The 24,729-nt window shown below is 35.1% G+C and carries 26 protein-coding genes and 1 pseudogene; 7 read left to right on the forward strand and 20 right to left on the reverse strand.

The features are described 5' to 3' along the window. Positions 1 to 1,044: a phosphate/phosphite/phosphonate ABC transporter substrate-binding protein gene (locus FHL05_RS07130; RefSeq protein ID WP_153385102.1), complete on the reverse strand. Its 1,044-nt coding sequence runs from the start codon at positions 1,042 to 1,044 to the stop codon at positions 1 to 3. A 189-nt stretch (positions 1,045 to 1,233) separates the two neighbouring features. Between FHL05_RS07130 and FHL05_RS07135 the strand changes: the two genes are divergently transcribed. Next, positions 1,234 to 2,109 (forward strand): aldo/keto reductase, encoded by an 876-nt coding sequence (locus tag FHL05_RS07135; RefSeq protein ID WP_153385101.1) that lies wholly within the window; start codon positions 1,234 to 1,236, stop codon positions 2,107 to 2,109. A 61-nt stretch (positions 2,110 to 2,170) separates the two neighbouring features. Here the strand turns inward: FHL05_RS07135 and FHL05_RS07140 are convergent, their stop codons facing one another. After that, positions 2,171 to 3,019, reverse strand: coding sequence for an AraC family transcriptional regulator (locus FHL05_RS07140; protein ID WP_153385100.1), 849 nt, complete (start codon positions 3,017 to 3,019; stop codon positions 2,171 to 2,173). 138 nt (positions 3,020 to 3,157) lie between these two features. Here FHL05_RS07140 and FHL05_RS07145 point away from each other — a divergent pair, with 138 nt between their 5' ends. From FHL05_RS07145 to FHL05_RS07160, 4 genes are all read left to right on the forward strand, one after another. Further along, positions 3,158 to 3,961, forward strand: a complete 804-nt coding sequence (locus FHL05_RS07145) for an alpha/beta hydrolase (protein ID WP_153385099.1) — start codon at positions 3,158 to 3,160, stop codon at positions 3,959 to 3,961. A 14-nt stretch (positions 3,962 to 3,975) separates the two neighbouring features. Continuing rightward, on the forward strand, positions 3,976 to 5,409 hold the full coding sequence (locus tag FHL05_RS07150) for a PTS transporter subunit EIIC (RefSeq protein ID WP_153385098.1): 1,434 nt from the start codon (positions 3,976 to 3,978) through the stop codon (positions 5,407 to 5,409). An 82-nt stretch (positions 5,410 to 5,491) separates the two neighbouring features. Then, entirely contained in the window at positions 5,492 to 6,244 is a 753-nt protein-coding gene (locus FHL05_RS07155) for a DeoR/GlpR family DNA-binding transcription regulator (RefSeq protein ID WP_153522359.1), read from the forward strand. Between the two features lie 10 nt (positions 6,245 to 6,254). After that, complete coding sequence (locus FHL05_RS07160; protein WP_153522361.1) at positions 6,255 to 6,881, forward strand: HAD family hydrolase; 627 nt, start codon at positions 6,255 to 6,257, stop codon at positions 6,879 to 6,881. A 50-nt stretch (positions 6,882 to 6,931) separates the two neighbouring features. Here FHL05_RS07160 and FHL05_RS07165 read toward each other — a convergent pair whose 3' ends face one another. From FHL05_RS07165 to rpmG, 6 genes and pseudogenes are all read right to left on the reverse strand, one after another. Beyond that, the gene (locus FHL05_RS07165) at positions 6,932 to 8,320 is read right to left on the reverse strand and encodes a flavocytochrome c (protein ID WP_153385095.1); all 1,389 of its coding nucleotides are present in this window, start codon (positions 8,318 to 8,320) and stop codon (positions 6,932 to 6,934) included. Between the two features lies 1 nt (position 8,321). Beyond that, positions 8,322 to 9,710: a class II fumarate hydratase gene (locus FHL05_RS07170; protein WP_153385094.1), complete on the reverse strand. Its 1,389-nt coding sequence runs from the start codon at positions 9,708 to 9,710 to the stop codon at positions 8,322 to 8,324. A gap of 107 nt (positions 9,711 to 9,817) precedes the next feature. Continuing rightward, the gene (locus FHL05_RS07175; RefSeq protein ID WP_153385093.1) at positions 9,818 to 11,350 is read right to left on the reverse strand and encodes a YfcC family protein; all 1,533 of its coding nucleotides are present in this window, start codon (positions 11,348 to 11,350) and stop codon (positions 9,818 to 9,820) included. 71 nt (positions 11,351 to 11,421) lie between these two features. Continuing rightward, positions 11,422 to 11,538, reverse strand: a complete 117-nt coding sequence (locus tag FHL05_RS12400; protein ID WP_162000243.1) for a putative metal homeostasis protein — start codon at positions 11,536 to 11,538, stop codon at positions 11,422 to 11,424. A gap of 20 nt (positions 11,539 to 11,558) precedes the next feature. Next, entirely contained in the window at positions 11,559 to 11,828 is a 270-nt protein-coding gene (gene rpsN, locus FHL05_RS07180) for a 30S ribosomal protein S14 (protein WP_153385092.1), read from the reverse strand. Then, a pseudogene (gene rpmG, locus FHL05_RS07185) lies at positions 11,828 to 11,977 on the reverse strand (50S ribosomal protein L33). The gene rpsN and the pseudogene rpmG overlap by 1 nt, the downstream one beginning before the upstream one ends. 236 nt (positions 11,978 to 12,213) lie before the next feature. On the opposite strand from rpmG, the gene FHL05_RS07190 reads away from it, so the two are divergent. Next, positions 12,214 to 12,900, forward strand: coding sequence for a MarR family winged helix-turn-helix transcriptional regulator (locus FHL05_RS07190; protein ID WP_153385091.1), 687 nt, complete (start codon positions 12,214 to 12,216; stop codon positions 12,898 to 12,900). Positions 12,901 to 12,968: 68 nt separating this feature from the next. Here the strand turns inward: FHL05_RS07190 and FHL05_RS07195 are convergent, their stop codons facing one another. Genes FHL05_RS07195 through FHL05_RS07205 form a run of 3 tightly spaced genes read right to left on the reverse strand, consistent with a single transcriptional unit; the run spans position 12,969 to position 15,041 of the window. Continuing rightward, positions 12,969 to 13,469, reverse strand: a complete 501-nt coding sequence (locus FHL05_RS07195) for a macro domain-containing protein (RefSeq protein WP_153385090.1) — start codon at positions 13,467 to 13,469, stop codon at positions 12,969 to 12,971. A gap of 12 nt (positions 13,470 to 13,481) precedes the next feature. After that, complete coding sequence (locus tag FHL05_RS07200; protein WP_153385089.1) at positions 13,482 to 14,300, reverse strand: Cof-type HAD-IIB family hydrolase; 819 nt, start codon at positions 14,298 to 14,300, stop codon at positions 13,482 to 13,484. A 9-nt stretch (positions 14,301 to 14,309) separates the two neighbouring features. Beyond that, complete coding sequence (locus FHL05_RS07205; protein ID WP_153385088.1) at positions 14,310 to 15,041, reverse strand: DeoR/GlpR family DNA-binding transcription regulator; 732 nt, start codon at positions 15,039 to 15,041, stop codon at positions 14,310 to 14,312. A 156-nt stretch (positions 15,042 to 15,197) separates the two neighbouring features. Here FHL05_RS07205 and FHL05_RS07210 point away from each other — a divergent pair, with 156 nt between their 5' ends. After that, complete coding sequence (locus FHL05_RS07210) at positions 15,198 to 16,301, forward strand: YdcF family protein (protein ID WP_153385087.1); 1,104 nt, start codon at positions 15,198 to 15,200, stop codon at positions 16,299 to 16,301. A gap of 32 nt (positions 16,302 to 16,333) precedes the next feature. Here FHL05_RS07210 and FHL05_RS07215 read toward each other — a convergent pair whose 3' ends face one another. The 9 genes from FHL05_RS07215 to FHL05_RS07255 form a co-directional block, all read right to left on the reverse strand. After that, positions 16,334 to 16,969: an SdpI family protein gene (locus tag FHL05_RS07215; RefSeq protein WP_162000244.1), complete on the reverse strand. Its 636-nt coding sequence runs from the start codon at positions 16,967 to 16,969 to the stop codon at positions 16,334 to 16,336. Between the two features lie 61 nt (positions 16,970 to 17,030). Then, a complete protein-coding gene (locus FHL05_RS07220; RefSeq protein ID WP_153385085.1) occupies positions 17,031 to 17,534 on the reverse strand; it encodes a GNAT family N-acetyltransferase in 504 nt (167 codons plus the stop codon). Positions 17,535 to 17,638: 104 nt separating this feature from the next. After that, positions 17,639 to 19,033: a glycoside hydrolase family 1 protein gene (locus tag FHL05_RS07225; RefSeq protein ID WP_153385084.1), complete on the reverse strand. Its 1,395-nt coding sequence runs from the start codon at positions 19,031 to 19,033 to the stop codon at positions 17,639 to 17,641. Continuing rightward, entirely contained in the window at positions 19,030 to 19,923 is an 894-nt protein-coding gene (locus FHL05_RS07230) for an ROK family protein (RefSeq protein WP_153385083.1), read from the reverse strand. Before FHL05_RS07230 ends, FHL05_RS07225 begins: the two co-directional genes overlap by 4 nt. Beyond that, positions 19,916 to 21,409, reverse strand: coding sequence for a sialate O-acetylesterase (locus tag FHL05_RS07235; protein WP_153522363.1), 1,494 nt, complete (start codon positions 21,407 to 21,409; stop codon positions 19,916 to 19,918). The genes FHL05_RS07230 and FHL05_RS07235 overlap by 8 nt, the downstream gene beginning before the upstream one ends. Continuing rightward, positions 21,402 to 21,743, reverse strand: a complete 342-nt coding sequence (locus FHL05_RS07240; protein WP_153522365.1) for a PTS lactose/cellobiose transporter subunit IIA — start codon at positions 21,741 to 21,743, stop codon at positions 21,402 to 21,404. The genes FHL05_RS07235 and FHL05_RS07240 overlap by 8 nt, the downstream gene beginning before the upstream one ends. A gap of 12 nt (positions 21,744 to 21,755) precedes the next feature. Then, a complete protein-coding gene (locus FHL05_RS07245) occupies positions 21,756 to 23,183 on the reverse strand; it encodes a PTS sugar transporter subunit IIC (RefSeq protein ID WP_153522367.1) in 1,428 nt (475 codons plus the stop codon). A 1-nt stretch (position 23,184) separates the two neighbouring features. Next, positions 23,185 to 23,493 carry a PTS sugar transporter subunit IIB gene (locus FHL05_RS07250; protein ID WP_153385079.1) on the reverse strand — a complete coding sequence of 103 codons (309 nt, stop codon included), beginning with the start codon at positions 23,491 to 23,493 and terminating at the stop codon, positions 23,185 to 23,187. A gap of 188 nt (positions 23,494 to 23,681) precedes the next feature. After that, positions 23,682 to 24,377, reverse strand: coding sequence for a GntR family transcriptional regulator (locus FHL05_RS07255; RefSeq protein WP_153385078.1), 696 nt, complete (start codon positions 24,375 to 24,377; stop codon positions 23,682 to 23,684). Positions 24,378 to 24,729: the final 352 nt, after the last annotated feature.

A 24,729-nucleotide genomic window follows, 5' to 3' on the forward strand; every position in this document is an offset into this window, starting at 1 on the left:
TTATTTACCAACTAATTCATGAGTAGGTTTGTACCAATCATCATTAACTTTTAGAAGAATTGTCTTGTCGCTCTTCTTTTGCCATAATGTTGGTGTTTTGCTCTTTCCATCGGAGAATAAATCTTTATTCTTAGTAAATTCTTTTGATGTGAAGCGCTTTGTAATTGCATCTTGATCTTTTTTAGCTAGAGCTTTTGTATTAACTACGAAAGGTCCATTTTGAACTGGTAATACAGAAATATTAACTAATTCTTTACCTTTGAATTCTGCGAATGGTGCATCAGCATCGTCTTTAACTTTGAATGTTGAACCAACCTTGTCGTAGCTTCCATCAGTAACTTTCAAGAATGGTGTTAAATCAATATCATCAAAAGCAGCAACGTCAACGTCACCCTTTAGCAAGTTAATTGCTGAACCTGGGTGAGTAGTTCCGTAAAGTACCTTAGTAAAGAATTTTCCACCTTCGGATAATTCATCTTTATTCTTTAATTTAAAGTGCTTTTGAATTTCATCTGTAGGAACGGCGAAACCTGATGTTGAACTAGTTGAAACAAATGATGCTTTTTGACCTTTAATTTTGTCGATGTCATACTTGCCATCTTTCTTATATTGGTCAGCTTTTTCCTTTGGAACCATCAAATATGAACGGTAACTTGCGCCTTTTGTTGTACCCTCTGGACCTGATTGAAGAAGCAATGGTTCAACTTTTTGATTTTGCGCATGTGCCTGAATATAACCATCGGCACCCATGAATGCCAATTGTGCTTTACCTGATGCAATTGCTTCAATAGCAACGTTATAATCAGTTGTTGTTTGAATATTGATTTTCTTACCCGTTGCTTTGTGTAATTCTTCTTGCAAAGCTTTACGTGATGCAGTAAAGTTCTTTGCTGATTCATTTGGATAGAACACCATTGTGATTTCCTTACTACTATCACCACCAGCCTTTTCTGATGCTGAACTCTTTGATGAACATCCTGCTAACACACCTGTTAGTAGAAGAAACACCCCTAGAAAAGCGGTTAATAATCGCCCTTTTTTCATAAATAACTCCCAACTTTCTTCGTCAATTTTTTTGAACATTCTTAGATTAACAAAGCAATGTAAAAAAATAATATATTTTCTGTAAATTAATGGTTTATTTCTTTTACATAATTTATACATTTTTTATACAATTATGTGATTGTCCTTTGGGATATAATGTATATGTAAAAATAAATAGGAGGTAAGTTTATGGCTACAAATATTCCTTATATTGAATTATCAAACGGTGTTTTAGTTCCCCAAGTAGGGTTAGGCGTCTTTAGAATGAGTGACCAAGAAGTTGAAAATAGCGTCAAGTGGGCTATCCAAAATGGATATAGACATATCGACACGGCTAGTTTTTATGACAACGAAGAAGCTGTCGGCAGGGCAATAAAAGACTCTGGAATTGACCGTAAATATCTTTTTGTTACTACAAAGATTTGGAATAATATTCGTGGATACGATGAAACAATTGCTCAATTCAATAAATCATTGGAAAAATTGGGCTTAGATTATTTAGATCTTTATCTAATTCACTGGCCTGCTCAAGGATTTGAAGAAGACTGGCGTGCCATGGAAGACCTCTATAAAGCCGGAAAGATTCGTGCTATTGGCGTTTCCAATTTCAAAGCTCATCATATTGAGCAACTTATGAAAAATGCTACGATTGCACCAATGGTCGACCAAATTGAGACTCACCCTTATCTTCAAGAAACTGATCTTCATGAATATCTCCAATCAAAAAACATTGCTCATGAATCATGGAGTCCACTTGGAGCAGGCTTGAATAAAGTTATCGACAACCCTGTTATCAAAGAATTAGCCGATAAATATCAAAAGAGTCCTGCACAAATAGTGCTTCGTTGGCATATTCAACGTGGAGAAATAATTATCCCTAAGTCAACTCATGAGGAACGTATTAAGGAAAATATTGATATCTTTGACTATCATTTTGATTTGACGCCTGAAGATATGAATAAAATTGCTGAATTGGATTCAGACCAACGTGTTGGAGCTGATCCAGATGACACTGATTTCTTGGATAAATCAATGACTTATACCAATCAAAACAATGCAAAATAATTTCAAATGAAAAAATTGAACGCAAAAAAAACTCGTAGACTAATAAGGTCTACGAGTTTTTTTAATCTATTAAACGAATTTTCCGTCGATACTCTAATGGCGTTTGCTTATATTTATCTCTAAACGATGCATAAAAGCTTTTTTCATCTGGAAAACCAACGTCAGCTGCAATTTTCCCAAGATGATCATCGGTTGTCTCTATTAACATTGCTGCTTTTTGAATCCTTAACAGGGTTAAGTACCTCTTAGGTGAAACACCTAGATAACGTTTAAAGAATTTAGAAAAATAAGCGTAACTATAGTTATAATTTTTGGCCATTTGCGATAATTGAATCTCATTTTGATAGTTATCGTGAAAATCAGTAATCATCTCAGAAATGACTTCAGGTATTTCTGGCTCAACTTTTTTATCATCAGTAAAGTTTTTGACTAACAAGCTAATCAATTCAACTTCAATTGACAATTGATGCAACCGATTATATTCATCCCCCGAGTCATTATCAAAATCCTTTATTTCATTAATAATCTTAACTAAGCTTTTAAAGGCAGGTATCTGACTGTCTTTTTTTGGTGCTCTGATAAGGTTAAAGGTTTTATTCTCTATCGTTTGTGGCAAACAATGATGTAGCCATTCATAGTTTATTAGAAGCGTGACGATTCGTTGATTCTTTGTTATATAACTATCGAAACTATGAATCAAACGTGAATTAACAACGAAGACATCCCCCTGATGCATTTCGTACTTTTTATCTTCAATAAACATCGTACCAGGGTTGCCTTTAGCCACATATGTGACCTCAATTGCTTCATGCCAATGCGGTACCACATATTTCTTACCAATTGGCCGGTGATAAATACACTTGATTGGGTTGATATAGTCAAACTCCAACAATTCCATTGGTGTAGGCATTTTCTTGGCTCCTTTCGTACTAAAACAAAAATTGGTAGTCAATTGAACAAATATTATCTTATATCAATAATTGTAAGCGCATACAATATGCGTTGTCAATAAATATCTTAAATACAGCATAAAACAAAGGAGCAAAAAATGGCACATTTAAAAGTTAATTATTTTTCCAATGCATTGCTTAAAGATTGCCAAATGGATGTCTTACTTCCTCAAAAAACGTCAGATACCCCAAATTGGAATAAGGAGGTTTTAAACGACTTACCCGTAATTTATTTGATGCACGGGATGAGTGATGACAATACTGCCTGGCTACGCAAAACTCGTTTGGAACGATTGATTAAATCAACGCCTGTCGCGGTTATTCTCCCTAATGCCGATTTAAGTTGGTATTCCGATACTTCTTATGGAATGAATTACTATGACGATATTGCAGTGGAATTGCCAAAAGTAATCCAACAATTCTTTCCACAAATATCAACTAAAAGAGAGAAGAATTTCTTAGTTGGCACCTCGATGGGTGGATATGGAGCTTACAAAATTGCCCTTTCAACCAATAATTTCAGCTATGCAGCCTCTCTTTCAGGAGCTTTCAATCCCAGGGGTACCAATAAGATTCTTGATAGTTTTCGATCACAAGCATACTGGAACGGCGTTATCAACAAACGAGACGACTTTGCAAATTCACCTGACAATCTCAAACACCTCGTTGAACAAAAAATGGCTTTGCATGAACAATTTCCTAATTTCTATGCTTGGTGTGGAAAACAAGACTTCTTATACGATGACAATTTAGATTTTGTCAATTTCCTTAAGCAAAGAAATATCCCTATTACGGATAAATTCACTAACGGCAAGCATGATTGGTATTACTGGGACAAGTTTTTAGAAGATGTCTTGGAGTGGTTGCCTATCTCATATCTACCAGAAGAAAGATTATGTTAAAGGAGTGAAAAAAAATGAAATATACAAACGATGCTAAACAAATCATTTCCTTAGTCGGCGGAAATGACAATATCAATACTTTAATCCACTGTATGACCCGCTTACGTTTTACTTTGAAAGATGAATCTAAAGCCAAGACTTCAGAAATTGAAAAACTTGATGTAACTATCAAAGTTATGAAAGCGCAAGGACAATATCAAATCGTTATCGGCAATAAAGTCACTGACGTCTATGATTCAATCATCGATCTTTTGCCACGACTAGCTGCTGAAGACCAGGGCTCAAAAGAAGAAACCAATAAGACAGAAACTGCTGAAGAAAAACCTCAAGGATTTATTGCTACCTTTAAACACGGCTACGACGAATTCATTGGTGTCTTAACTGCCTCAATGATGCCTATTATCGGAGTTTTGGCAGGTTCAGGTATTACCAAAGGTATCTTAGCTGGTTTAGTCAGTGCTAATCTTTTGAGTGACAAATCAGGTATTTATCTTCTAATCAATACGATGGCTGATACAATTTTTTACTTCCTGCCAGTTATCTTAGGATTCACAGCTGCTAAAAAATTAGGGTCGGACCCAATCGCTTTAGCAGTAATTGGAGCCTTTCTAATTCACCCTAATATTATCGGCATAGCTGCTAATAAAGTTCCAGAGGTTTCACTATGGGGTGACTTCGCTGTCAAAATCATGAACTACTCTGGATCAGTCTTTCCTATTATCGTAGCCGCTTGGTTAGGAAAATATGTTGAGAAATACTTGAAGAAAGCCATTCCTGAAATGATTCAAGGAATCTTCGTACCTATTATCGAAATAATTATTCTTTCTTTTGCACTATTATTAGTTGTTGCACCAATTATCACTGTTTTGAGTAAAGGTTTAGCAAACGGAATTTCTGGATTGTTAGCTTTCAATGGCATTATCGGCGGTGCAATCTATGGTGCCTTCTACCCTATCTTAGTAGTCTTTGGTTTACACTGGCCACTTATTCCTATCGTTATCAACGACTTAGCTGTTAATGGTCAAAGTGTAATCTGTGCTTTAACATCTATTACAGCTGTCGGAATCGCTGGAGCTGTTTTAGCGGTTGCCGTCAAAACTAAGAAGAAGAAATTTGAAGCTCTGGGATATTCAGCTGGGGTTTCTGCTCTATGCGGTATCTCTGAACCTTCACTTTACGGAATCCTTTTGAAATACAAAAAAGTCTTCTATATGACAATGATTGGTAATGCTTTAGGTGGAGCCGTTGCTGGCGGGATGCATTTAGTTATTTATGGTTTCACTGGTAGTTTGATTGGTTTTCCTTCATTCATCAACCCTAAAGCTGGAATCGATAGCAATTTCACAGCTTATGTAGTTTCTCATTTAGTAGCCTTTGTTGCAGTTTTCGTTCTAACATATCTCTTTGGCTATAGCGACAAAATGGTTTCATCTGATCAAGAAGTTTAATCGTTATTGCTTTATAAGCTAAAATAAGTTACTATAAGATAAATACTTATAGTAGCTTATTTATTTTTAGGTGGGACATATTATGCAAAAAGAACGGTTAGATTTAATCTTAAAGACTCTTCAAGAAAAGAACACTTTGACTTTAAAGGACATTATCGATTTAACCGGCACTTCAAGAGACACCGCAAGACGGGATATCGTTAAATTAACTGAAAATAACTTGGTCGAGCGTAATTATGGCAGTATCAGTCTACCAAATACTTTCCAAAAGCTGGACAATTATTTGAAACGTAGCGATGACAATATCGATGACAAACAGGAATTAGCTAAACAGGCAGCAATCTTCACCAACCATGCTTCACAAGTCTATTTAGACGTCTCAACAACGGTGGAATTCATGCCTAGATATATTATCAATTCTAATCTCTTCGCAATTACCAATTCCCTAGATACTGCAGATCAACTGATTCGTCACGCCCCTTGTAAATCAAGAATCCTTGGTGGTAATCTAGACCCTGAAAAACGCTGTGTTACTGGCACTATGCCATGTTTAGATATGGAACATTATAATTTCGACTATGCTTTTATCAGCAGCGTGGGAATTGACGAATCCGGAATTTATTACGCTTATGAAGATGATATCGATTATAAAAAAAAGATTCGTCAACAAGCTAAAAAAGTTGTACTTTTGCTCGACCACAGCAAAGTCAATGTAAAGCACAACTTCAAAGTTCTTAATCTCAATCAGATTGATTACATTATTACGAATGGAGAATTGCCACAAAAACTAGAAAATAAACTAATTAAATCAAAAACCCAAATGATTTACATGTAAGGAGAAAATTATGAATAAAACAATTTTATTTGATGTTGACGGTACTTTAATCGACACAGAAAAAACCATTATCAAATCTTTTCAAAAAACTCTCAATGATTCTCTTGGCGTTAAGCCAGCAGCTAAAGACTTATTTTACATTCTTGGTATCCCTGGAACAAAGGCAATCGAACGTTTTACTAAGGACCCTAAAGAAAGTAAAAAATTATTAGATGACTGGGCTAAAAATGACCAACAGATGTTTCATTACACTAAATTATTTGCTGGAATTGAACAAATGCTGCAACTATTAAAAAATAAAGGCGTCCAATTAGGAATCGTTACTTCAAGAACCGATCGAGAAATGCAAATCGTCCTTGATAATTTCGACCTCAAAAAATATTTTGACGTCTTTATCACCGCTTCAAAAACAAAATTGCATAAGCCAAATCCCGAACCAATTTTAAAAGCTATCGAGACTTTGAAAATTGATCCTATCAACACGCTTTACATTGGCGATTCAATTTATGATTTCAAATGTGCTAAAAACGCCGAAGTTGAATTTGCTTTAGCCAGCTGGGGAGCTAAAGAAAAACCTGAGTTTTCTAAGGTCGATTACTTTTTGAAACGACCAACTGACTTAGTTAAAATCTTGTAAAACAAATAGACATGGCAATCTGCCATGTCTATTTGTTTGCCTTAAAAAAATTATCCTTCAATATACTTAAAAACTTGTTGACCAGCTTGTCTACCAAAGATAACCGTTTCGGCAATTGAATTGCCGCCGATACGATTATTACCGTGCAAACCGCCACTAACTTCGCCGGCTGCAAATAATCCAGCAATAACTTTATCATCAGTATTTAAAACCTGTGTTTTATGATTGATTGATACTCCACCCATTGTATAGTGAACAGCCGGAGCAATGTGAATCGCATAGAATGGACCATCAGAAATATTTCGTTCCATGCCAGTAGTCCGACCAAATTTAACATCATTTTGACTCTCAACAGCACTATTCCAATCGTAAACCGTCTGTTGCAAAGTTTGATCATCAACATTGATAGCTTGTGCTAACTCATCTAAGTTTTCACCCGACTTGACTAACCCAACATGATCATAAAATTCAATAGCTTTCACTCGAGAACGAATATCGCGGTCGAAAATTAAATAGGCTCCCGTACCACCTAAATTATCAATTGCGGCCGTCACATTTTTTCTGGTATCTAATTCGTTAACGAATCGCTTCCCGTTATTATCAACTAAAATAGCACCCTCGCCACGAACAGCTTCACCAATCAAAAAGGCATGAGGCGTATCTTGTTGAACTGTTGGATGAACTTGGACTTGATCCATATCGACTAATTTAGCGCCAACTTTTTGAGCCAATTTAAGACCATCGCCAGTTGCTCCGGGTTGATTAGTCGTCCGCAATTTCAAAAGGTCTGAACGATATTGAGCTAACAAATCTTTACCGGCGCCAAATCCACCGGTAGCTAAAATAACCGCGTCACTTTTGATTTCAAATTCACCATCACGAAAAGCTTTGACACCAGAAATTTTTTTATCTTTCATTAATAAATCAGTTACTGTGATTTTATCAAAAAGCGGAATTTTATATTTAGCAACATACTTCAATAATTCTGTAACTAAATAGCCACCAATCGGAGCTAAAGAACTAGGGCGGTGCGTGCGCATCGTTTTCATACCGCCAGTAATCGTCAAATCATCCAATTTAATATCATGTTGAGCTAACCAATCAATTGATAAAGCAGCATGTTCAGTAAAGAACTTCAATAATTCGGGATTATTCTTCTTGCCGCCACCAATGAAAGTTTCTTGATAAAAATCTTCAAAACTATCAACTATTTTGTGATTCAATTGCACAAAAGTTTCCGCAGCATTCATCCCTGAAGATGCTCTGGTCGTATTGCCGCCAATTTTATCCATTTTTTCCAAAATAACTGGTGAAAGACCCAGTTCATAAGCTTGGATAGCACTAGTCAGTCCCGTTCCACCAGAACCAATAATAATTACGTCATAATGATTCTTCAGTTCTTCAAAATTAGTTGGCTCAAATACAAATTTTCCTGCCATTTTATTTCCCCTTGTTAATATTTGTCATATCAATCGGCACGACCCATTGATCGAATTGTTCCGCTGTAACCATGCCTGATTTTACTGCTGATTCTTTTAAGGTCATTCCATCACGTTGTGCCTGTTGGGCAATTTCGGCACTTTGATGATAACCAATGTGTGGCGATAAGGCAGTGACTGTCATCAACGACTGATCGACCAATTCTTGCATCCGTGATTCATTGACCGTCAATCCAGCAATCATTTTATCGGCAAAGCCCATAATTGTACCCGTCAGCAAGGTGCTCGATTCTAAGAACGAACTGATAATAACTGGTTTATAGACGTTCATTTCAAAGTTTCCTTGACTAGAAGCAACGTTAATTGTGACATCGTTACCCATCACTTTAGTTGCTGCCATCGTAATTGCTTCAGCTTGAGTAGGATTGACCTTGCCTGGCATGATTGAAGAACCAGGTTCATTAGCAGGAATGTTCAATTCCCCATAACCAGACCTGGGACCACTAGCTAAAAAGCGGACATCATTAGCAATTTTCATTAAATCGCTGGCCAGAGTTTTGATAGCACCGTGAACGACATTTAATCCCGAATGAGCAGCTAAGCCGTAGAATTTATTCGTGTCAGCAGTAAAATCATGTCGATAAACTTGCGTCATCTCTTCAGCAATCCTATCAGAAAAACCGTCGGCAGCATTCAAACCAGTTCCTACAGCCGTACCGCCAATAGCTAATTCACTCAGCGTTTGATTAAGCTGTTCTAAAAAGTTTAAATCATGTTCCAGCATGCTGACCCAACCACTGACCTCTTGACCAAAAGTTAATGGCGTAGCATCTTGAAGATGAGTCCGACCAATCTTAACAACCTTCCAGTACTTAATTTCTTTTTTGCGAAGTACTTCAATCAAATGTTTGACTGCTTTTTCCAATTCGACCACACTCATAGCAGCTGTGATGTTCATTGCTGTTGGAAAAATATCATTTGAACTTTGTCCATGATTAACATCGTCATTTGGTAAAATCTCAATTTCAGGATCAATCTTTTGGGCAACATGACTGACAACTTCATTGACGTTCATATTGGTTTGCGTCCCCGAACCTGTTTGATAGATTACCAAAGGAAAATCTTTTCTTAATTCTGAATCATCTAATTTCAACAATTCATCGATAGCTTGAACAATCAAGTCAGCCTTAGTTCCAGTTATTGCTTGAGCCTCTTTATTAGCAATAGCTGCCGCTTTTTTGATTTGCAATAAAGCTTTAATTATCTCTAGCGGCATCTTTTCACCTGTGGAAAAATTATTGAGACTGCGTTGCGTTTGCGCACCCCACATAGCATCGATAGGAATCTTGACTGCGCCCAAGGTATCTTCTTCAATTCTATAATCCGACATGATTTTCCTCCAAAATAAATAGTTATTTTAATTATAACGGAGATAACTTTTCGACCCAAACAAAAAGAAGCCATGACAATACATGACTTCTTTTTGTTTCTGTTATTCTATTCCATTAATACTCCAATGCTTAGGAATACCAGAATCAGAATAACTATCATTATTAATAATTTCGTCACAAACTTGATCCATTTATCAAAACCAACTTTCACCATTGAGAGTGATACTAAAATTAAACCGGTTGGTGCAATCAAACCTATTAAACCTTGTCCCCAATTATACGCATTGATAATCAATGAACGATCGATTCCAACGACATCGGCCAAAGGTGCCATGATAGGCATCGATAAAACGGCCAATCCTGAAGACGATTGAATAAAGAAACCAAGGATAATATAAACAAAGAACAAAACGCAGATGAACAAGACATTATTCATACCGCTGATTTGATTACTGAAGTACTGCATAATCGTATCGCTGACAAAACTCTTCTCCATCACGATACCAACTGATCTAGCTAGACCAACAGTTAATGCTACACCTAGCAAGTCGCCAGCACCTGACACGAAGCTATCGACGAATTTGCTTTCCTTTAAACCAGCCGTAAAAATCAAGATGTACGTTACAGCTAAGAAGACCACCGCAATTTCTGTGAAATACCAACCTAACTGCTGAACACCATAAATCATCACTACAAAGCCCATCGCAAAGACAATCAACGAGAGCTTTTGGCGCAAAGTAAATTCACTTTTAACTGACATATCCATATCACCCAAGAAACGTTCCTTATCTTCATCTGCTTGATCAGCAACTAAGGATTTGGCTGGGTCTTTACGGACTTTTTCAGCATAGTGAATCGTATAAACAATTGAAATACCAACGGCACAAAACCACATCAAGGCTCTCATTGGTAAGCCGTCAGTAAAACTGATTCCGGCCGCATTTGATGCAATTACAGTTGAGAACGGATTGATAGTTGAACTCATCGAACCAATTGCTGTCCCCAAATAGACCGCCGCGACTGCAGTCAATGTATCATAACCTGCTAATAGAAAGATTGGAATTAGGATTGGATAAAAAGCAATTGTTTCCTCAGCCAATCCAAAAGTCGTTCCTCCTAAAGCAATCAGTGAAGTCACAATGACAATCAGCCATTTTTGCTTGCCCTGAAGCTTTTCGGATAATCGTTTCATCCCCGAATCCATTGCTCCAGTGGCATTGACTACCCCGATGACTCCACCAAGAATCAAAATAAAGACGATAATGTCAACACTATCGACGATACCTTGAACTTGTGAAGTCAAAAATTGATTGATGGTTCCTAATACCCCACGTTTAGGTTTCTTAATTTGGTGATAGGTATTAGGAATCGCTGCTGGACGATAAATTGTCCCATCCTTGAACTTAGAGACCTTGATTTTTATCTTATATTTATCAAGCGTTTTTTGCGTGGCATCTTCTTTAATTGTCTTACCTGATGCCTTCGTAATAACGAACTTATCTAGTCCAGAATTATATTCCAAAGTACTATATTTACCTGATGGTATGAAGAATGTTAAAGCTTGAACCAAAATTAAAACAATAACGATTACCGTATACGCGGATGGAAAGCTATGCTTTTTCTTTTTGGCACTTGCCATAATGTATCCCCTCTTTTTCCTATAATTAAATTATTACCAATTCAATTATATCAGGAAAGTTAGCGGTTACATTAATATTTGATGACTTTTCTTTTGCTGTCCTTGATAGCTCTCAAAGCGCGTTTTCTAGTTTTGATATTAGGGCTTTTTAGATTACGATAAGCCGTTGCTGTATTCATTCTTTCCATAATAAAATCTCTCCTATTTTTTACCAGCTAGCTTTTTTAACGCCTGGAATCTGACCGGCATGAGCTAGTTGTCTAAAGTTTAAACGAGACATTCCAAATTTGCGCATATATGCATGAGGACGTCCATCTAATGAATCACGATTCTTTAATCTAACGGGACTGGAATCTCTAGGCAATTTCGATAAGGCAATATAGTCGCCCTTAGCCTTTAATTCCTTACGAACTTGAGCATATTTTTCAATTAACTCGAGTTGTTTTTGATTCTTAACGATTTTTGATTTTTTAGCCATTACTTTACCTCTTTAAAAATTTCTTTTTGTCTTGTCTTTGGTGAATATTTCAACAATTCCAAACGGTCGGGATTGTTTTACTTGTTCTTTGATGTCAGGTACAAACGTTCATTTGTCTTGGCACATTCTAAAATAATATTTTGTCTCATAATAATACCCTCACAATTAAATGATAAATTTTACTGTTTAGATTTTACGGATTTTGATGCCAACTGTCAATTAATTAGTTTCAAGTTTTATTTCCTTATTGTCAGCCTTGATATCACGCAATTTTTAATTTACTCAAATTAAATAGTTGACATTTGTTCGGTGCCTAACTATACTATCTCTTGTAATAAAGTTCGGTACCGAATTAAATTAATAAAATCGAAATGAGGAATTTAATATGAGTAAAATAACAGATGATTTAATGAAACAATTAAGATTTATCAGTGAAGCTGCAAATTTTTATATGAGACAAAAGAAACAAAAGTTAACTGGACAACAACGAGTTCTTGCCATCTTGAAACTAGAAGATGGCTTAACTCAAAACTATTTAGCTGAAGTTTTGGATTTACGTCCTAGTTCATTAGCAGAGTTAATGAAGAAAATGGAAAATAACGGCGACATCACTCGAAAAGAAGATGAAAATGACAAACGCAGCAAGCTGGTCTTCTTAACTGATGCTGGTCGCACCAAAGCGGAAAAGAATGCCTCACTAAAAAATGAAGATTATAGTGAAACTTTCTTAGCAGGTTTAAACGATGATGAGAAGCGTCAATTCAGTGATTATCTTCAAAAGATTTCTGATGGTTGGGACGATGATTTCAAAAAGAATTCGGAAAAGTTCATTGATCCCACCGATCGTTACAAAGCAATGCGGAATATGCGCGAACAAATGATGCAAATGCAAGATTCGATGACACCAGAAGAAGTCAGACATATGCGACACGAAATGAGGAGAAAAATGCATCACGCACCATTTGGTGGACCCTGCATGCAAGACGGCAGACATCCTGAAAAACCAATGGAACATGGGCATGGTCATCGTCCAGATTTCCATAAAGATTTTTGGCGCGGACCTAGATTTTAATTAATATTTTTAGATTGGATCAAAAGAGCCTCAGAACAATTTGTTCTGAAGCTCTTTTTTCTTAAAAGTTATTTTTCTAAAATCTTTTTAGCAATCTCTTCAGTAGTTTCATCAAATGCTACAAAATAAACTCTCGCATCCAAATTATCTTTTCTCACAGTTTCAAGAGCAATGCTAATGGCCTCTTCCAAAGGATAACTATAGACACCAGTGCTCAAAAATGGAATTGCCAACGAATTGACTTCCAATTTATGAGCTAATTTCATCACTGACTCATAGGCACTGACCAATAATTCTTTTTCACCGTGTTCACCATCTTTATATCTAGGACCAACGGCGTGAATCACAAAATCAGCGTTTAAATCGTAAGCTTTCGTATAAACAGCTGTTCCAGTTTTAGTTCCACCAAGCAATAACATATCCTTGGCTAAATTAGGACCAGCTTTTTTATTGATAGCACCATCAACCCCACCGCCAGGTACTAAAGCACTATTAGCCGCATTGACGATTGCATCGACATGAAATGGCAAATAAGCAATGTCACCTTTAATAATGGAAATTTTTTCCATGCAGATCACTTCCTAAAGGACATATTTCTCAATAGCTTTCGAGACACCATTTTGATTATTTGTCCCTGTAACTACATTAGCACTTTTTTTAACTTCAGTTGGAGCATTATCCATGGCCACACCGAGTCCGGCAAGTTTTAACATCGGCACATCATTAAAGTTATCGCCCAAAGACATCGTCTCGGATAACTCCAAATTGTAAGTCTTCGCTAATTCCCGCAGAGCTTTCTCTTTTGAAACTTGCGCATTGGTAATCTCTAAATAATTAGGTTTGGAAAGATAAAATGAGCTATTTGCTAAATTGCTATCACGCAATCTTTGGTGGACTTGAGCGATTTCTTCTGGTTCACTGATCAATAAAATTTTATGCACCGGCAAATTATTTTTAGCGACCAATGTCTGTAAATCAGTCACAATCGGCGTCAATTTGGTGATGTCTGCTTCAATTTTGACCCACTTATCAATTTTTTCCACATACCAATCGGAGCCCGAATATAAATTGATAGCTACCTTTGGAAAATTTTGTTGAATAATCGTCAGCATTTTTTCAATTTCGGCCTTTTCTAATTGATGGCTCAAAATTGTTGAATAGTTGTTGCTTTGCAAATCTTTGACTACTAGAGCCCCATTGTAACAAGCAATCGGATTATCCAAAACGTCTAATTCTTTAGCAATATTTAACATCCCTTGTGGAGAACGGGCTGATGCCAAGACAAACGGCACTGACTGTTTTTTTAAATTGGCGATAGCAAGTCTTAAACCTGTATCAATTTTGTTATTGTCATCTAAAATCGTTCCATCAATATCACTTAAAATCAATTTAATAGCCATTTTCCCACCTCAATATTTAACCTTAACAAGTGATTTGATTTTTGCTGCAGGTTCTTTATCTGTTATCAAGTAATCAAAGTCTGACAAATTGCCAATACTATAAGTAGATTCCTTTGAAAACTTCGTATTTTCAGCTAACAAAACTTTAACCTTCGCATGTTTTAATGCTAACTTTTTAACAGCAGCATCCTCTTGATCAGCAAAAGTAACTCGATTATTTTTCAATCCAGCGGCTCCAATAAAAGCCACGTCAAAACTTATATCCTCTAAAAATTGAGTCTCATTAATTGAATAAAAGAAGCGATTTCTGGAAAAGAATTTTCCACCTAAAGTATGCAAATCGACTGATGAGTTATCGCTTAACATAATCGAATTATCTAATGAATGCGTATAGACGATTGTCTTCGTGTCTAAAAGCTGCGCCAGTTTCAAAACAGTAGTCGAAACATCAAAAAAATAAATGCCATTTACTTCAATCAATTGCAAAGCTAACTTAACAATCCGATTTTTAGCTTCGTTAAAATCCTGCAATCGCTCATTAAAAGATGCAACAGGTTTGTTTTCTAAACGCATAATGCCACCGTGAACCCGTTTGGCTTGATTGGCCTGAGCTAATTTTTCAAAATCACGTCGAACGGTATCTCGAGAAACATGAAAATATTCAATCATTTCTTCAGACGTCAAAACTTGTTTATTCTTCAATAATTGCAAAACTTCCTCTAAACGTTGTTCCTGCAACATCTCCATCACCTCTACCCAGATAATAACATATTATATGTATTTTTAAGTATTAATCTGCATTAATAAGTATAAGCCATAATTAATTGCTTAATAAACCTATTAAAATCACCGCTATGATAAAATTAATAAGAAATCTATAAAAAGCGAGGTGAGTTCATGAATGGACTAGTTCCATATATCAACGATCTCCAAAAAGTATCGCTTTACTGGGGTTTGGCAACCATTTTGATGTTAGTGATTTTCCTAATCTTTTGGTTGAAGGAACCCCGCAGATTGATTAATGGAATCACTTTTACAATTTTTTTCGTCAGTTTCTTAGCGGAATTAGCAGTCCTTATTTTCAGTACAGCTAATTTAACTTTTGTTGTCATCATGGGAACCATTTTCTTGTTGATTGTTGGAATAATAACAATAATATTGTTATTCACTTGGGCACTTTTACTGTGGAATGCCTTCGTAGTTTGGAAAAAAGAAACTCACACGATTTCCAATATGCTGACTTTACTGCTAGCTATCGTTTTAATTGCCCTGTGGATATTCAATGGCTTCGTCGCTGGTCATTCACAGTTTTTGCCCAACTGGTTCAACACCTTGATTTCTGGACTCCCAGCTATTGGACTTTACTTGATAATTTGCTCATACAATTTCTTAATCAACGTTTTCTTATATCAATTTCTACCGAAACGCTACAAAGCTGACTATTTAATCGTCTTAGGAGCAGGGTTGATTGGTGGCGATAAAGTATCCCGATTACTGGGCAATAGAATCGACGCAGCCATCAAGTTTGCCCATAAACAAACTCAAAAAGGGCGCAAGACACCTAAGATTGTTTTTTCCGGTGGTCAAGGACCAGATGAGAAATTATCGGAAGCTAAAGCCATGGCCCAATATGCGATTGCACATGGTTGGAATGAGAAATTGACCTTATTGGAAGATAAGTCGCGTAACACTTTACAAAATATGCAATATTCAAAAATTGTTATCGAAAAAGACTTTAATTCAAATGCTGCAAAAATTAAATTCTTCAGCAATAATTATCACATCTTCCGCGCGGGATTGTATGCCAAGATGGCTAACCTAAATGCCAATGGAATCGGTGCTCCCACCCGCTTTTACTTCTTACCTAACGCTTTGATTCGTGAATTTGTCGCTGTTTTCTTAATGAATAAAAAACGTCACATGATAGTTATAGGAATAATTATTTTGATAATTCTCTTATTAGTTGGAGTTACTATTTATACCGATATCGTGGCAAAATAAAAAATCGAGACCTTAAAAGGATCTCGATTTTTTTATATACCGCGTTTATATAATGTGTATGAATAAAGACAAGGCAGAAGCATAACTGTCAATAAAATGAACCAAATCATCCCTGAAACGGAAAGTAGCCCACAGATTATTAACAATATTCCAACAATCAAACTCAAATTGGCAGCAAAGTAATTCGTCAATTGCCAATTCTTCTTGCTTTGTAACGTCCACTTTAATCTAATGCCAATTGCACCATTAGGTTTTACTCCTCTTAGAATGAAACCTAAGATTACTAATAAAATCCCTATGGCAATATTTATCAACAGACTACTGAAATTCTGCAATTTTATACCAAAAGCTGTGGATAACGTCATCAAGCTCAACATCACGGAAACGATTGGAAAAATACTGCTAACTAGATTCAACATCCAAATAGGATTAGTCTTTTTTCGTAAATCTTTAAAGACAATGTACAGCATAAAAATTTGTGCAACCGTCAAAATACCTGGCAATAATAATACGGCCATTGTTTTAGAGCTATAAGAATCAGCTACCATTTGAGCATTAAAATGAGTCAGCAATTTGGCTGGCAATTTCTTCCAAAAAATGAGCTCAAAAACCAATGGCAACCAAATAACTAAAAAAGAAATGATTGGAATAACTTTTTGACGTTTCATGTTATCATCTTCGTTCATTCAAGTTAGCGTATTATAAACCCAAATTAAAGGAATAGCATCTTTAAAGATTTTGCTTCATTACCACTACGGTATAGCCAGGAACTGAGATTTCTTGACCTGTTTTTTCAAACTTGTTTTTCTTTAAAAACTTCTCACTGATACTATTTCCTTTAGGATAAGCTAATTCAACCTGTTTTAGGCCAGATTGTTTTAAAATTGGCAACAACTCACCCATAATCAAACTGCCGACACCCTTCTTTTGATTATCAGCATTGACCATGAAAAAGCCGATCCAAGCAGTTATCTCGTCTGGATATTTCATAATCATATCTAAGATAGCGATTAGTTTATTATCTTGATAAAATCCAACAAAATACTTATCGTCTTGTGTCTTATCAGCTGGGACAACATTGATATCCTCTAAAATAGAATGACGAGTTGGTCGTGGTGGACAAAAGTTATAGTAAGATGAATTGCTATTAGCCAAATTCAAAACCGTACTAGCATCACTTGGCGTTAATTTCTTTACTTGAAATTTTTTGGATAAGTCTTCAATCTTAATCATTTTAGATCCTCTTTTCTAAAAGACAGCATAACAAAAAAACATCTCCCACACATGAGAGATGTTTTAAAATTATATTTTAATATCTTGTGATTTAAAGAAACTATTTATTTTTCAAAACCATTATTGGCACTGAGTTTTGCATACCAATTGCCTGATTTTTTCAACGTTTTAGTTTGAGTATGAATATCGTCTCGAATCAAACCATAACGATTACGATAAGCATTTTTCCATGACCAACAATCAATGGCTGTCCAAACAAAATAACCATGACAATTAGACCCGGCTTCGATTCCCTTATGCAACTGTATCAAATGATCATGGATAAATTTAATTCGATAATCATCTTGAATGACTCCATTTTTCATAAAACGCTCTTCTCTAGAAACTCCCATACCATTTTCAGAGACAAACCAAGGAATATTGCCATAATTATCTCGAATGTTAATAGAAATATCATAAAGGGTCTCTGGATAAATCTCCCAACCTTTATCTACATTCATAACACGACCGGGCATTTCATAATTATCAAAATAAATATCTGGCATCCAATCTTGAAGACTCTTTGGTGAAACACTAGGCCTTTTGACCCGTTCAGGATGATAGAAATTTACTCCTAAAACATCAACTGTATTATCTTTAATTAAATCCAGTTCTTCTGGAGTACTTTCAAAAAGAACTCCTGCATCATCTAAAATTTTTACGAGATCTTTAGGAAAAGTACCTAATACGGCAGGGTCTAAGAAAAGATTATCATCCCACATAGTAGCAAATTTTGCAGCTTTAATATCCTCTGGTTCATTGGTTGCTGGATAAGCTGGTGTCAAATTTAAAATTGTTCCAATTGTAGCATCAGACTCATTTTCATTTTTCCAAGCTCTGAACTTTTTTACAGCTTTAGCAGAGGCCAAATTCAAATTATAAGCTACTTGCACAGCTGCAGGGCCATCAACACGTAATGGATAGTGAAATTTGTATAGATATTCACCATCTAAAATAACTTTAGGTTCATTAAATGTAAACCAATGCTTTACACGGCCACCAAATAATTGGAAACACTTGTTAGCATAATCAGCGAATAAATCAGTAACATGTTTTGATTCCCAACCACTAAATTTTTGATATAACTTAACTGGCAAATCAAAATGGCACAAATTAATATAGGGTTCGATACCATTTTTTATCATACAATCGATTACATTATTATAAAATTCGACACCATCTTCATCTACTTCACCAGTTTCAACGTTTTTTATCAAACGGCTCCACTGAATTGAGGTCCTTAGGGCCTTAATGCCTGCCTTTGCCATCAATGGAATATCAGTTTGATAATCATTATAAAAGTTAGACGCTTCATCTGGACCTACACCATCGTAGAAATCTCCAGGTTTCTTTTCAAACCAATAGTCAAAAACATTTTGATTTGGTTTATGAAAATTACCCTCAGATTGTGGCCCTGAGGTAGCAGCGCCCCAAGCAAAATCATTTGGAAATTTTATCATTTTTGAGAATTCTCCTTTGAATATGTTTGGTAAAAATCAACCGCAGCTCCACGTAAATTAGCTTCATCAGTGTATTTACAATTGACAACTTTAGGTTTAATTGATGCAATTTTAACAATTCTACGAATCTTTTCAATTTCCTTATCTACTTCTGGTAATAAATGTGGATTATTAGAAACAGCACCACCTAGAACAATCAATTCTGGATCAAAACTATATTGTAGATTGTATATTCCTTTAGCAAGTGAATAATACATTACTTGTACTTCTTTTTTAGCACGCGTATTGCCTTGTTGAGCTAAATCAAATACTTCTTTACCACTATAGTTAGTTTGGGGATTTGAATTATTATTGTACCTTTGCGCAACACCAACAGAAGTTGCTAGATTACTCAAAGTATATTTATCATCAACTAAAGTAAATCCAAATTCACCGCCGAATAAATGCGCACCATGCCATATTTTATGATTAATAATTACTGATCCACCAACACCAGTACCAATAATTAGAAACAAAAGACTAGATACATCTTTACCAGCGCCAGAATCTAATTCTGCTAAAGCAGCACAATTAGCGTCATTTTCCATACTTACGGGCAATCCAAAACGACTTACTAATTCTTTTTGAATTTTAAAATTGTGAATATAAGGGAGGGCTGAAGCTCCTTCAATCACACCCTTTTTTTTATTAACAGCACCAGGTGAACTGATTCCGACTCCAGTAATTTGATAATTTTCTTTCATAAAATTAACACGTTTAGTCAGACCTTGATAAAAGCCATCTAAATTATCGGGTGTCTTAATGGGATCAATCTTTTGTAATTGGTCTTTATTTTCCACAGCAAATTTTATTGATGTACCACCAATATCAATCAAACCTAAATTACTCATTTTTTTTGATCTCCATTTCAAATGGTGCTAAAGGTGCACCAAATTCATTAAACAATGTACATTTTGGATAATTTTCAAAAGCATACCGAACTTTTCTAATTTCTTTAGAATTCTGAATAATAATCAGTTTACCGACTATTGTTACTTCCTGTGTCGACCAATGACCATCCTTTAAAATTTCAAATTCCGCTTTACCTCTTTGAACTAATACATTTGCACTGGCAGCAAATAAAATTAATTTATTATTTTGAAATTCATGACGATAAATATAAGGCGTAGAATTATAGTTTTTATTGGACAATATTTCGCCAATTCTAGTTCCAGCTATTCGTTTATGAGCCGGGTGAATATTATGTTTCTCACCAGTATCAGCGATAGAAATCAAATGTACATTATTAATCGTTTGACAAATCTCAAGTTGATATTGCCGTATTACCGCCCAAGAATTCTCTGGTTCATCAAAATAACCTGGCAATTGAATAACATAAAATGGTAATGATTGATCATTAAACAATTTACGCCAGCTCAATATCAATCCTCTCAACATTTTTCCATAAATCTCAGGATTATTCGCGTCATTCTCCCCTTGATACCAAACTAATTGATTAAACGAATAATTCTGTATCTGTTCAATCATTGTATGAAACAATCCATTTGGACGTAAGTATGACGTTGGTGTCATTGGAGGTGGCCAAGGAGTATGTCCAACCTTATTTTTTGCATCACTCAAGGATACTTTAGGATTTTCTTTTTGGAATTTTGCTAAATCAGTATTATGTTTTTTAACGGCAGCATTATACTCGTTAAATTCCTCATCAAAATCAGCTTTTCTCTTACCTGTAATTGCCTCTTCAAAAGGTTTTATGAATTGATTTTTAAGCTCTTGATCAGATTGTAATATTTCTTCAGGAACCCAAGATGAGATAGACGTCCCACCTTTATAGCAATCGATAATACCAATAATTGCATCTGGATCAATTTGATGTAATTTTTTTATTGTCCAAAAACCAATATCTGACATTTCCCAAAGATTATTTTCATTAGCAACTTGCCAGGAAGACTTTTTTAAATCTTTTGGCAAAGTTAAAATTTTATCTTGGTACTCTAGCTGGGGGACATTATAAAAGTAAACATTTTTTAAATTTAAATTTTCAATTTGTTTTTGATATTCAATATCATCTCGAAATTTAAATTCAATGTTTGATTGACCAGTTAAAAGAATAACTTTTCCTGTTCGAACACTCTTCAAAGTGATGCTTTCATCTAAATTATTAATTGTTATTTCTGTTGTCAGGTGATCTCTCAAAGGATCAATCTTAATAATCCATTTTCCATCGGAATCTGATTTAGTATCAAAAATCTTATCCTGAACTCTTACTTCAACTTTTGAATCACGAATTGCATGACCACTGATCTTGAAAATCTTATTTTCTGGAACAACCATTCCATCAGTATAAATGTCATCTAACTTCAAAACACTATTCATTGATTTGCTCCTTAGTTTTTAACTGAGCAATTTCTTCGTGTAAATTGATAACTTTTTGTGCAACTGTCATCATAATATCAGCTGACATAAAGTGATCTTGAGAATGAATTAGCATCAATGACTTTTCAATCTTTTCACCATTCATTTCAGCAGTCATCCACTTTGTTTGGATGTTATGTGCCTTATGCAAAGTTTTTTGAGCATCGGTCAAAGTTGCTTTAGCTTTTTCAATCTCACCGTTTTCAGCTTGACTCATTGCGTTAATACACATTGATTTAGCCGTTCCAGCAACTGAGATTAAATCCATTGCACGTTTTAATTGTTTTTCATCCAAATTCTACATCTCCTATGCTTGACTAGTCTTTAATTCTTTTTCGGATTCTTTATGTGCTTCATCTAAAGCAGCATCTTTTGCAACATCTGGATTCAATTTATTGTCCATCTTAACAAATGGGTAATAGATTGCTGTAGTTGCAACAACAATCACGGCCTGAACAATTAATCCAGCAATTGAACCTGTGTAAAGCATACCTGAAAGTAATGTCGGTACAGTCCAAGGAACATTATTAACAATTGGTCCAATAAATCCAATCTTAGTAAAGAACAAACCAATATAGAATGCTAATGGTTGAGCAACCAACCATGGAATAAAGTATAAGGGATTCAAAATAATTGGAAGGCCGAAAGTAACAGGCTCTGAAATATTAAAGATAGCAGGCATCAGTGAAATTTTAGAAACTTTCTTAGCAGCAGCTCTTTTTGAAAATAAAATCAGAGCTAGAACTGGTGAAACAGAACATGAACCAGCAGCGACTGTTGAAAAGTTCATGAAAAGTGTTGAATAAATATGATGTGCTTGACCTAACATATTTTGAGTATCATTGATATTCCATGTCAATCCAAAGATTGGTCCCCAAATTGATGTTGGATGAATACCAAACCATTGAAGTAAACTCCAAGTAGTCTGTGAAACAAAGGCGAATAATCCAGTACCAGAAATCGCCATAGCAGGTTTTTGCAAAGCTGTTAACAATAGTTCTGGCATTGTCTCACCAGTAAAGCTTGTACTTAAACCAGTTAAAATAATGAAAACAGCCATAGTAATAACGCCAGGAATCAATGATTCAAAGCTTCTACCAACAGCTGGTGGAACTGAATCTGGCATTTTAATAGTAATGTGCTTTTCAAGAATCTTATTGTAAATCCAAACTGCAAAACCACTAATTAGCAATGCAGCAAAAACACCTTTAGTACCAAAGAATGTTGTATCCATGTAATTTAAAACATTAATTGCCTTTTTAGATCCAGTTGGTGTGTATTGGAACTTCCATGGCATACAAATGAAAAAAGCTCCAAGAGCATATAGTACAGAAGTCATGTGCTCTTTACTCTTTGGGAAATATTTGCGTGAAAATGTATTTGAAAAAATTACGACTAATAGTACTGCAAAGGTATTCAATGAACCATTTGAAATTAGTCCAATCAAATTACCAACGGTAGTCAAACCATTGAACAAACCTGAGGCACTCCATGCAGACCAAGAACCACTAATCAAAAGTCCTAATCTCAGACCTTGCTTACCAAAAACCAACCCATTGGTTGGATCAACGAAAACATTTTGAATCATTATCGCAAACCCAGCAATCATTGAAGTGGCAGCAACAATAATAAATGAATCACGGAGCGTTAGTAAAAGTTTGTTAGCAGCAATTTTACCAGCTATCCTAGTAAAATTTGTTTGAAAGTTTTCTTTCCAACTTCCTTTTTTACCCATTTTAGCCAATCCCCTTTTCTTTTAAGACATCTACAATAGTTTGTCCATCCATACTACCGAATTGTTGCATTGTTAGTAGAATAACTGTCGTATTTGGATGAGCTTTTTTAGTTTGATCAAATGCCCAACCAATTTGAGGAGCAAGTAAAATTACATCGACATCATCTCCGACTTCGTCTACCATACCGAAATCATAAGCATCAACTTTTACATCCTTACCTTCAGCATCATAAACTTTTTGCATTTTGGAACCAATTAAACTAGTAGAGAAACCTCCGCTACAAAAAATGGCAACCTTTAACTTTTCCATAAATGAAACCCCCTTTATTTGTTAACGCTTTCAGTATAATTTCATGAGGTGAGCAAGTCAATACCTTTTATAAATTTGTTATAACCAATTTATAAAATTTACGTATCTTGGTGTCTTTGCCTTTTATAAAAAAAAGGCACAAATTCTCGTTAATAGAATTTGTGCCTTTTGAATCATATATAATCTATTTAAATTGCTTCATGTAATGAAAATTGCGACGAACGAATGTACGTATAAGTATACTCAAAAATCTGACCATTATCTAAAAAAGAACGCTGACCAACAGTCAGTAATGGTTCAGGTTGTGGCAAATCCAATAATCTACTTGTTTCATCGTTTGACATCTCTGATGAAATAGTCCTTATTGCACTATCCACTACCAAATCCAATTCATCTTCAACAAAGTCATAAATTGAACCCATTAGTGATTTCATTTGAATACCTTGTATTACTTTGACTGGCATGAAAATATTTTGTAAAGCAATGATTTTTTCTCTGTCCATAATCAAGCGCTCCACTTCATATGTTAAATCAAATTGATTAATTTTCATTTGATTCATTACTGTTTTACCAGGCTTGCTCACACCAAAATTAATTAATTTCACTTGATATTTATTAAAATCAAAAATCTCCAATGATTGTTTCTTTGAAATATCTTTCCCTTGTTGATTATCTTTCACAAAGGTTCCTGAACCTTGAATTCGATAAATCAATCCCTCATTTACTAAGATATCCAATGCTTTTCTTACAGTAATTCGACTAACATTTAAAGATTTAGCAATTGCTGTCTCTTGTGGCAATTGATCATTAATCTCATATTCTTTTTCTAAAATCTTCTGCCGTAAACGATTCGCCACAATCACATATTTGGGCGTCACTTTCATGTATTTGCCTCCGATAAATCTCACTATGCATATTTGTTATAACAAATATTTACTTGCATTACAAACATTATACGCTCCTTAGGTTTGTCTAACAATCGTCTATACCAATAAATTATTTTTTTTAAATAAACTTTTATGCTTTCTAAAATATTAGAAACAATATGAACGCTCGTTCAACTATTTTTGATAATAAAAAAAATCATACCCTTTAAGGATATGATTTTTAGGCTGTACGATAAATAAAGTTGATAGGTATTTTGCCATCAACTTTATTTTTGTATACCATTTATTAGTAATAACCATTTAAGAACACCAAAAAAGGACACCATTCATGCCCTTTAGATGTTCGACC

It is taken from the genome of Companilactobacillus halodurans, assembly GCF_009600995.1.
In the GTDB taxonomy this organism is placed as follows: Bacteria; Bacillota; Bacilli; order Lactobacillales; family Lactobacillaceae; genus Companilactobacillus; species Companilactobacillus halodurans.